The following is a 9,426-nucleotide window of genomic DNA, read 5'->3' on the forward strand; positions in this document are numbered from 1 at the left end:
TCGGTACGCAGCGGGTTGATCTCCGAGACGGCGCCGACGAACGTGGTCTTGCCCACGCCGAAGCCGCCCGCCACCACGATCTTCGCGCTGGTGGTCGAGCGGGCCGCACCGCCGGAGCCGCCGCTAGAGCTTGCGAAGTCCACTGAGCACCCTTTCCAGCAGCGTCACATCCGGCGTGCCGCCGGCCTCTCCATTGCCCGGCTGGTGGATCGCCACCATGCCCGCCTCCGCCAGGTCGGCGACGAGGATCCGCGCCACCCCCAGGGGCATCGACAGCAGCGCCGAGACCTCGGCCACCGACTTCACCTCACGGCACAGGTGGCAGATCCGCTGGTGCTCCGGGAGCAGACCGGCGAGAAGGGCCGGGTCCGCGGTCGTGCTGACCAGTGCCTCGATGGCGAGCTGGTAGCGCGGACGCGTCCGGCCGCCGGTCATGGCGTACGGACGGACCAGCGGCTGATCGCCTTCATGACCGTACGCGTCGTCCAGGGACGCGCCGTACGGATCGTGAGAGGCGGTGGGCGGGGTCATGGATCCTCCGGGTCGTGACAGCAGGTGGTCTGCGTGCCGTCGTGACGGGGCCGGTGGGGGGCCGGATGGGGCGGCCGACAAGTGAACAAGGGCGGGAGGAGGTACGTACACGAGGGGGGGGGAGGAAGACGTACCTCCTCAAGGGAAGGGCCTTAACGGAGCAGGCTGCCCTGGAGCTCCGCTCGGAGATCCGGGGTCAGGACGCTGCCGGCGCGGTCCACCAGCAGCGTCATCTCGTAACCGACCAGACCGATGTCGCAGTCCGGGTGGGCGAGGACAGCCATGGAGGAACCGTCCGAGATGGACATGATGAAGAGGAAGCCGCGCTCCATCTCCACCACGGTCTGCGCGACCGGACCACCCTCGAAGATCCGGGACGCCCCGGCCGTCAGCGAGGTGAGACCGGACGCCACGGCGGCGAGCTGGTCGGCGCGGTCACGCGGGAAACCTTCGGACATCGACAGCAGGAGTCCGTCGGCGGAGACCACCACCGTGTGCGACACCCCGGGGGTGTTGTCCACGAAGTTGGTGATCAACCAATTCAGATTCTGTGCGGCCTGACTCGGGCTCAACTAACGCTCCTGCTGGTGGGTGGGGCCGATGTTGAAGCTGCCAGTCGTGGAGCCGCCTGCCTGGCGGCCCTGCTGGATGCCCCTACGGAGGTTGGTCAGGCGACCGCGTACGTCGTCGGGCGCACGCGAGACCTGCGGGCCGGACTGGTGGTTCTGCTCCTGCGCGGTACCCGGTACCAGGTTGGCACGCGGGACCCGGCGGGGCAGACCCGAGGTGGTGACGCCGCCGGCCGCGGGCTTGCGGACCCGCTCGGCCTGGCGCACCAGCTCGTCGTTGGGGGACGTACGCCAGCTGCCGGTGGTCGACGCGGCGTCCGAACGGGCCGGCTGCTGCGGGGCCGGCTGCTGCGGTACGACGGGGGTCGGGACCGTCTGGTCGTGCGTCGGGTAGCGCTCCTGCCGCGCCTGCCGGCTCGGAGCCTGGCCCTGCGGCCGGCCCTGAGCCTGCGACTGCGCCTGACCCGGTGCCTGCGGCCGGCCCTGCGGCTGACCCTGGTGGGCCTGCTGCTCCTGGGCGGTGCCGTGGAACCAGTTGGTCTCCAGCGTGTCGTACAGCGGCGTGCGGCCGTCCCCGGCGTCGGGGGCGGGCGGCAGCGCCTCGGGACGCGGCTGCGCGGGCAGGCTCCCGGCCGGCGGGCGCGGGGCCTGCGGCTGCGGCGCCGAGAAGTCCGGACGCTGGAACTGGGCCGTGGACGCGGGGTCCTGGGCCCGGGGTCCGTCCGGCTGGTCGGGGCGGGCGTACTGCCCGGTGACCTCGTGCTCGTCATGGCCGCGCGGCGCGTCCAGCGGGGTGGTGCGCTGCTGCGGCGGTACGGGCGCCTGGTCGTTGCCCCAGCTGGCGGCCTGGGGCCGCTGCGGGCGCTGCGGGCGCTGCGGTGAGCCGCCGGGGAGCGCGGCGCGCGGGCCGGCGCCGGCGGGGCCGGGCAGCTGCTTCCCGTGCCGGCCGGACTGCTGGTCGCGGTCCACGCCCTGGCCCTGCTGCGGGAACCGGGCCTGCGGCTGGGCCTGCTGCGGCGGCTGAGCCTGCGGCTGGGCCTGCGGCTGGGCCTGCGGCTGGGCCTGGTTCTGCGCCTGGTGACCCGTGCCCTGCTGGGCGGGGCCGCTCTGCCAGACGTCCGAGCGCGTGGGGATGCCGCCGGCCGCCGTGGGGCCGCCCGGGGCGCCCGCGCCCTGCTGCTGCGGGTCCTGCGACGGGGACTGCTGCGTCTGAGGCTGCTGCGGCTGGCCCGGCCGGGCGTGCTGACCGTGCTTGCCCTGCCGCGACGGCTGCTGGGCGCCACCCTGCGGACCACCCTGCGGACCACCCTGCGGACCGCCCTGCGCTCCGTCCCGGCCGGGCAGCGCGGCGCGGGCAGCGGAACCCGCGCCCACCTGGCCGCGCCCGGCACCGGCACCGGCGCCGAGCCCCGCACCGGCGCGTCCGGGCGCACCCGGACCGCCCATACCGGCCGCGCCGGGGCCCGCCGGGCCACCGGACGGACCGGGGCGGCCACCACCGGCGGCACCGGGGCCGCCGGCCAGCCGCCCGGCGGAGCCCGCCGGACCCTGGGGCATCGCGCCCTGGCCGCCCTGGCCGCCCTGACCGGGCTTGCCCGGCAGCTTCTTGCCGCCCTGGGCGACGTCCACGGGCAGCATGACGAGCGCGGTCGTACCGCCCGAGTCGGACGGACGCAGCTGGATGCGGATGCCGTGTCGCAGGGACAGGCGGCCGACCACGAACAGACCCATGCGGCGGGACACCGACACGTCCACGGTGGGCGGCGACGCCAGCCGCTCGTTGATCGCGGCGAGGTCCTCGGGGGAGAGGCCGATGCCGGTGTCGTGAATCTCGACGAGCACCCGGCCGTCGGGGAGCGCGTGACCGGTCACCCGGACCTTGGTCTGCGGCGAGGAGAACGAGGTGGCGTTCTCCAGCAGCTCGGCGAGCAGGTGCACGAGGTCGTTGACGACGCGGCCGGCGACCTCGGTCACCGGTACGGCGGCGAGCTCGATGCGCTCGTACTGCTCCACCTCGGAGGCGGCGGCACGGAGCACGTCGACGAGCGGGACGGGCCGGGTCCACCGGCGGCCCGGCTCCTCACCGGCGAGGACGAGCAGGTTCTCACCGTTACGGCGCATGCGCGTGGCGAGGTGGTCGAGCTTGAACAGCGAGGACAGCTGGTCCGGGTCGGCCTCGCGGGACTCCAGCTCGGAGATCAGCGACAGCTGGCGCTGGATCAGACCCTGGGAACGGCGCGAGAGGTTGGTGAACATCGCGTTGACGTTGCCCCGCAGCAGGGCCTGCTCGGCGGCGAGGCGGACCGCCTCGCGGTGCACGTCGTCGAAGGCCGCGGCCACCTGGCCGATCTCGTCCCGGGAGTGCACACCGACCGACTCCACGGACGTGTCCACGTCCTGCGGGTCGGACTCGGACAGCTGCTTGACCAGCTCGGGCAGGCGCTCCTGGGCGACCCTGGTCGCCGTGTCCTGGAGCCGCCGCAGCGACCGGATCATGGACCGGGCCACCACGAAGGCGCCGATGAGCGAGACGCCGAGCACCAGGAGGATCAGGACACCGTTGATGATGGCGTCCTGCTGCGACTCCTGACGCAGCTGACGGGCCTTGTTCTCCATCTGGCCCAGCAGGTCGGCCTCGATGATGTTCATGGCCTGGATCCTGGTGCCGTAGGCGTCGGTCCAGTCCAGGTAGCCGCGCGGGGTCTGCTTCGCCAGGCCGTTCGGGTCGCCGAGCACCCGGTCCGCGTACCGCTCGGCCGAGGTGATGTTGGGGTTGCCGTTGTTGAGGGGGCCCATCAGGTCGGTGGGGTCGCCGCCGGCCGAGGCGTAGACAGCCTGGAACGACTTGATGGCCGCGACCTCCTTCTTGCGCGCGGCCTCACCGTAAAGGCGGTCGTTCGGGTTGAGCTGGCCCTTCTCGCGGTCGCTCGGCGGCAGGGCGGCGGCGATGATCGCGCGCTGGATGGACGCGTACTCCTTGGCGGCCGAGAACGCCGCCAGGGCGCGCGTGCGCTTGATCATGTCGGGGTTGCTGGTGGCCTGCGCCATGTCCTGCGAGAGGCTCAGCAGCGACTCGATCAGACGGTTGTAGGCGTCGACGGTCTGCGAGTGCTGCACGCCCCTGGCGTACGCCTTGCTGCGGATGTCGTCGAGCGTCACCACCTGGTTGGCGATCTGGTTCACATTGGAACGGATCGACTGCAGCGCCTCGTTGTCCTGGGTGTCACCGATCTCCGTGGTGGCCTTCAGGAAGGCGTCCTGCGCCCGGTCGGCCTCCTGGCGCTTGTCCGCGACCACGTACTCCGACGGGGCGGTGCCGTTCACCAGCGGACCGGCCGTCAGGTCCCGCTCCTCCTGGAGCGCCTTGGCCAGGTCGGTCGCCTCTTTGGTGAGCTTGGTGAGCAGCTGCATGTGATCCAGCTGCTCCATGTCGTTCATGGACTCGTTGATACGGAGTCCACCCAGCGTGGTCGCGGCGACCACGGGCAGGGCGAGCAGGGAGACGAGACGGGTGCTGATGCGCCAGTTGCGCAGGGCTATTCGGGAGCCGGCGTCGGTCGGACTCTTCGCCTTGCCCCTGCCCTTGTCCTTCGGCGCGGCGGAGTCACCGCCCGGCGCGGCACTCCCGCGCCCGGCGCGGTCGGCACCGTCGCCGGTGCCCGCCGATCCCGGGTTCTGGGTGTGCTGGGGCGAGGAGCCGCGTTCGGTCCCGCCGCGCGGCTCCTGCTCCGCCGCAGCTTCCCCTCGGCCCTGGCGGGCCGGGGGAGACCCCTTGCCATCCCTCTTGAAACGTCCCTGCACTAGCGTCGCAACCTCTGGACCAGGCGTCCCCCGCTCGAACGGACGGGACGGTGTCGGCGTCGTGGAGCGCAAAACGCGCTCCATGGTGGTCGTGAGTGACCGGCGCGGATCCCCCTTCCCGCCGCCGCTTCGGCGCTGCGTTGCGCCTCTGCGCGCCGATCCGATTCCCGCGGCGGTGCGTGGAATTCCAGCACAGTGCCGGATCTCCAACAAGGGCGGCGGCGGCCACCCCCCGCCCGGTCGCGGTGCGTGCGGGACCCCTCACTCGGTGTGGATGGTGATCAGGGAGAAATCAGACATCGGTGGACGAGTCGCTTAGGGGTGGGGGGTGTCCCAGTCGCCATGATCAGGAGCGGAATGGAGCGTTCACGCACGCAATGTCCGTTTCCACTGGTCCAGTCGGCCGCCCGGAAGGCCCGGAATGTCCCCTCCCTCGTGAGCAAACTCACATATAGATCGTTGCCTTCTCCCCCTATGTGCGGGGAATCGAATGTTTAGCCTGAGCCTTTACAGGGATGGCACATCCGTCAACCAGGCGCCCTGGGCGCCCCCGTTCCGCGAGGTCTGAAACCACCGATGAAGACGACGATGACGTTCCGCACCATCGCCAACCCGCGCCGCACCACCCTGATGCACCTGGCCGACGCCGGTGAGCTCGACCGTGGCGCGCAGCCGGAGCACTCGGAAGACCTCCCCGCCAGCACCGCCAACCCCCGCCGCACGACCCTGATGGACGCCCCCGTCACCGCCGCGCAGTAATACGGGCAGGTGGGCGCACCTTCCGCGTTAGCCTGGAGCGTCAGACTCCAGTCACCAGCGGAAGTAAGGGGCACGGCATCCCGTGCGCATCGCCAGATTCTCCATCGACGGCAATGTCGCCTTCGGCGCGGTCGAGGGCTCCAGCGCCCCCGGCGAAGAGGGCGGCCTCGTCCTCGACATCATCAAGGGTATTCCGTACGCCGACTTCGAACTCAGCGGGACGAAGGTCCCGCTGAGCAAGGTCCGTCTGCTCCCGCCCGTCCTCCCCAACAAGGTCGTGGCCATCGGCCGCAACTACGCGGAGCACGCCGCGGAGCTCGGCAACGAGGTCCCCGAAGTCCCCGTCACCTTCTTCAAGCCCACCACCTCGGTGATCGGCTCCGGCGACGCCATCGTGTACCCCTCCTTCTCGAACGAGCTCCACCACGAGGCGGAGCTCGCGCTCGTCATCGGCCGCATGTGCCGCGAGGTCCCGCGCGAACGCGTGCGCGATGTGATCTTCGGCTTCACCTGCGCCAACGACGTCACCGCCCGTGACGCGCAGCAGCGCGAGAAGCAGTGGGCCCGCGCCAAGGGCTTCGACACCTCCTGCCCGCTGGGCCCCTGGGTGGAGACCGACCTCGACCCGGCGGCCGTCGCCGAGGGCCTGGCCATCCAGTGCACGGTCAACGGCGAACAGCGCCAGCTGGGTCGTACGAGCGACATGATCCGCTCCATCGAGGACCTGGTCGTCCACATCACCGAGGCCATGACGCTGCTTCCCGGCGACGTCATCCTCACCGGCACCCCCGCCGGGGTCGGCCCCCTCACCGTCGGCGACGAGGTCGCCGTCACCATCGAAGGCATCGGCACTCTCACCAACAAGGTGATCAAGCGTGGCTAACGCGATCCGCGTACGTTTCTGTCCCTCCCCGACCGGCAACCCCCACGTGGGCCTGGTCCGCACCGCCCTGTTCAACTGGGCCTTCGCCCGGCACCACCAGGGCACCATGGTCTTCCGCATCGAGGACACGGACGCGGCGCGCGACTCCGAGGAGTCGTACCAGCAGCTCCTCGACTCGCTGCGCTGGCTCGGCCTGGACTGGGACGAGGGCCCGGAGGTCGGCGGCCCCCACGCGCCGTACCGCCAGTCGCAGCGCATGGACATCTACCGGGACGTCGCCGACAGGCTGCTCCAGGGCGGCTACGCGTACCCCTGCTACTGCACCGCCACCGAGCTCGACGAGCGCCGCGAGGCCGCCCGCGCCGCCGGCAGGCCCTCCGGCTACGACGGGAAGTGCCGGGACCTGACCGCCGAGCAGAAGGCGGCGTACGAGGCCGAGGGCCGCGAGTCCATCGTCCGCTTCCGGATGCCGGACGAGCCGATCACCTTCACCGACCTGGTCCGCGGTGAGCTGACCTTCACCCCGGACAACGTCCCGGACTACGGCATCGTCCGCGCCAACGGCGCCCCCCTCTACACGCTCGTCAACCCCGTCGACGACGCGCTGATGGAGATCACGCACGTGCTTCGCGGCGAGGACCTGCTGTCCTCCACCCCGCGCCAGATCGCCCTCTACAAGGCGCTGATCGAGCTCGGCGTCGCCAAGGCAGTCCCCGCCTTCGGCCACCTGCCGTACGTCATGGGCGAGGGCAACAAGAAGCTCTCCAAGCGCGACCCCCAGGCGTCCCTCAACATCTACCGGGAGCGTGGCTTCCTCCCCGAGGGCCTGCTCAACTACCTGTCCCTGCTCGGCTGGTCCTTCTCCGCCGACCGGGACGTCTTCACCATCCCCGAGATGATCGGGAAGTTCGACATCGCGGACGTCAACGCCAACCCGGCGCGCTTCGACCTGAAGAAGGCCGAGGCGATCAACGCCGACCACATCCGCATGCTGGACGTGAAGACCTTCACCGCGGCCTGCGAGCCCTGGCTGAAGGCCCCGCACGCCCCCTGGGCCCCCGAGGACTTCGACCAGGCGGCCTGGGAGGCGATCGCCCCGCACGCCCAGACCCGTCTGACGGTCCTCTCCGAGATCACCCAGAACGTCGACTTCCTCTTCCTGCCCGCCCCGGTCGAGGACGAGGCGTCCTGGCAGAAGGCCATGAAGGAGGGCTCCGACGCCCTGCTGCGCACGGCCCGCGCCACGCTGGAGTCCGCGGACTGGACGAGCCCCGAGTCCCTCAAGAACGCCGTCCTCGCGGCCGGCGAGCAGCACGGCCTCAAGCTGGGCAAGGCCCAGGCCCCGGTCCGCGTCGCGGTCACCGGACGCACGGTCGGCCTGCCGCTGTTCGAGTCCCTGGAGATCCTGGGCAAGGACCGCACCCTGGCCCGCATCGACGCGGCCCTGGCGAAGCTCGGGGCCTGACGCCGGCGGAGCCGGGATCCGACCCGGCGAACCCCGGGTCCTGACCACCGCTCCGGCGGTACCGTCAGGGGCATGCCGATCCGCGCGGTCCTCTGGGACATCGACGACACGATCTTCGACTACGCGAGCGCCGACCGCGCCGGAATGCAGCACCATCTCGAGGCCGAGGGCCTGGTGGACGGATACGACTCCGTCGACCAGGCCCTTTTCCGCTGGAAGGAGCTCACCGCCCTCCACTGGCGCCGCTTCGAGGCCGGCGGCGTGGCCTTCGAGGACCAGCGCCGCGACCGGGTGCGTGACTTCCTCGGCAGGCGGCTGAGCGACGCCGAGGCCGACGCCTGGTTCGAGCGGTACCTGGCGCACTACGAGGCGGCCTGGTCGCTCTTTCCCGACACTCTTCCCGTGCTGGACGTCCTCGCGGCCGACTACCGGCACGGCGCCCTGTCGAACGCGACCATCCGCAACCAGGAGCGCAAGCTGCGCGCCCTGGGCGTACGGGACCGGTTCGAGGTCCTCGTGTGCGCGGTCGAGCTCGGCGTCTCCAAGCCCGCCGCCGAGGCGTTCCACGCCGCCTGCACGCTCATGGACCTGCTCCCCGAGGAGGTGGCCTACGTCGGCGACCAGCCCGACATCGACGCCCGGGGCGCCGTCGAGGCGGGCCTGACCGGCATCTGGCTGGACCGGACGGGCCTGGGCGGGCGGCCCGAGCTCACCCGCATCACGAGCCTCGACCAGCTCCCCGGGCTGCTCCGCGGCGATACCCGTTTTGGAGCCCCGCAGACCTTCGGGTAATGTTCTTCCTGCGCCGAGGGGAGCGAGCCGAAAGGCCACAACCCGGAAGCGCAACCCGAACAAAACCCTCCACAGGGGGTTGAGTTTTGGTGGCCTATGGTGTAATTGGCAGCACGACTGATTCTGGTTCAGTTAGTCTAGGTTCGAGTCCTGGTAGGCCAGCTCGCAGAGCTTATCTGCAAAGCCCCCGTTGTGTAGCGGCCTAGCACGCTGCCCTCTCAAGGCAGTAGCGCCGGTTCGAATCCGGTCGGGGGTACAGATCCTACCCGCATGATCATCAGGGTCGCTCCCGGCGATCGTGACGCAGGATCGCTAGGGCCCCCGTTGTGTAGCGGCCTAGCACGCCGCCCTCTCAAGGCGGTAGCGCCGGTTCGAATCCGGTCGGGGGTACCAACTGGTCTAAACCACCAGTGGCCTATGGTGTAATTGGCAGCACGACTGATTCTGGTTCAGTTAGTCTAGGTTCGAGTCCTGGTAGGCCAGCGGATCCATCAAGATCTTGCCCCCGTTGTGTAGCGGCCTAGCACGCCGCCCTCTCAAGGCGGTAGCGCCGGTTCGAATCCGGTCGGGCGGCCCAGGCCCGCGAGGAGCAGCTGGAGGACCTGCTGTCGGTCCGCCAGGGCACG

At 70.9% G+C, this 9,426-nt stretch carries 7 protein-coding genes, 4 tRNA genes and 1 pseudogene; 8 read left to right on the plus strand and 4 right to left on the minus strand.

The features are described 5' to 3' along the window. The 4 genes and pseudogenes from ABZZ38_RS29680 to ABZZ38_RS29695 form a co-directional block, all read right to left on the minus strand. Positions 1-143, minus strand: a pseudogene (locus ABZZ38_RS29680) (ATP-binding protein); the annotation flags it as partial. After that, positions 124-531 carry a DUF742 domain-containing protein gene (locus ABZZ38_RS29685; protein ID WP_356745521.1) on the minus strand — a complete coding sequence of 136 codons (408 nt, stop codon included), beginning with the start codon at positions 529-531 and terminating at the stop codon, positions 124-126. The pseudogene ABZZ38_RS29680 and the gene ABZZ38_RS29685, both read right to left, overlap by 20 nt. A gap of 152 nt (positions 532-683) precedes the next feature. Further along, positions 684-1,103 carry a roadblock/LC7 domain-containing protein gene (locus ABZZ38_RS29690; RefSeq protein WP_356745523.1) on the minus strand — a complete coding sequence of 140 codons (420 nt, stop codon included), beginning with the start codon at positions 1,101-1,103 and terminating at the stop codon, positions 684-686. Further along, positions 1,104-4,901, minus strand: coding sequence for a nitrate- and nitrite sensing domain-containing protein (locus tag ABZZ38_RS29695; protein ID WP_356745525.1), 3,798 nt, complete (start codon positions 4,899-4,901; stop codon positions 1,104-1,106). It abuts the gene before it with no gap. A 576-nt stretch (positions 4,902-5,477) separates the two neighbouring features. Here ABZZ38_RS29695 and ABZZ38_RS29700 point away from each other — a divergent pair. The 8 genes from ABZZ38_RS29700 to ABZZ38_RS29735 all read left to right on the plus strand — a co-directional run bounded on the left by ABZZ38_RS29700 (position 5,478) and on the right by ABZZ38_RS29735 (position 9,283). Further along, positions 5,478-5,660, plus strand: a complete 183-nt coding sequence (locus ABZZ38_RS29700) for a hypothetical protein (protein WP_356745527.1) — start codon at positions 5,478-5,480, stop codon at positions 5,658-5,660. An 82-nt stretch (positions 5,661-5,742) separates the two neighbouring features. Next, complete coding sequence (locus tag ABZZ38_RS29705) at positions 5,743-6,543, plus strand: fumarylacetoacetate hydrolase family protein (RefSeq protein ID WP_356745529.1); 801 nt, start codon at positions 5,743-5,745, stop codon at positions 6,541-6,543. Next, the gene (gltX, locus tag ABZZ38_RS29710; protein ID WP_356745531.1) at positions 6,536-8,008 is read left to right on the plus strand and encodes a glutamate--tRNA ligase; all 1,473 of its coding nucleotides are present in this window, start codon (positions 6,536-6,538) and stop codon (positions 8,006-8,008) included. Before ABZZ38_RS29705 ends, gltX begins: the two co-directional genes overlap by 8 nt. 72 nt (positions 8,009-8,080) lie before the next feature. Further along, a complete protein-coding gene (locus ABZZ38_RS29715; RefSeq protein ID WP_356745533.1) occupies positions 8,081-8,800 on the plus strand; it encodes an HAD family hydrolase in 720 nt (239 codons plus the stop codon). 90 nt (positions 8,801-8,890) lie between these two features. Further along, a tRNA-Gln gene (locus tag ABZZ38_RS29720) sits at positions 8,891-8,962 on the plus strand. Positions 8,963-8,983: 21 nt separating this feature from the next. Then, a tRNA-Glu gene (locus tag ABZZ38_RS29725) sits at positions 8,984-9,056 on the plus strand. A 61-nt stretch (positions 9,057-9,117) separates the two neighbouring features. Then, a tRNA-Glu gene (locus ABZZ38_RS29730) sits at positions 9,118-9,193 on the plus strand. 18 nt (positions 9,194-9,211) lie between these two features. Next, positions 9,212-9,283 (plus strand) — tRNA-Gln (locus ABZZ38_RS29735). Positions 9,284-9,426 lie beyond the last annotated feature (143 nt).

The organism is Streptomyces sp. NPDC006368, from assembly GCF_040612535.1.
Taxonomy (GTDB): domain Bacteria; phylum Actinomycetota; class Actinomycetes; order Streptomycetales; family Streptomycetaceae; genus Streptomyces.

Coding starts and splice junctions, on each gene's coding strand:
- ABZZ38_RS29715 (WP_356745533.1), top strand. CDS start 8,081: ATGCCGATCCGCGCGGTCCTCTGGGACATCGACGACACGATCTTCGAC.
- ABZZ38_RS29685 (WP_356745521.1), bottom strand. CDS start 531: ATGACCCCGCCCACCGCCTCTCACGATCCGTACGGCGCGTCCCTGGAC.
- ABZZ38_RS29700 (WP_356745527.1), top strand. CDS start 5,478: ATGAAGACGACGATGACGTTCCGCACCATCGCCAACCCGCGCCGCACC.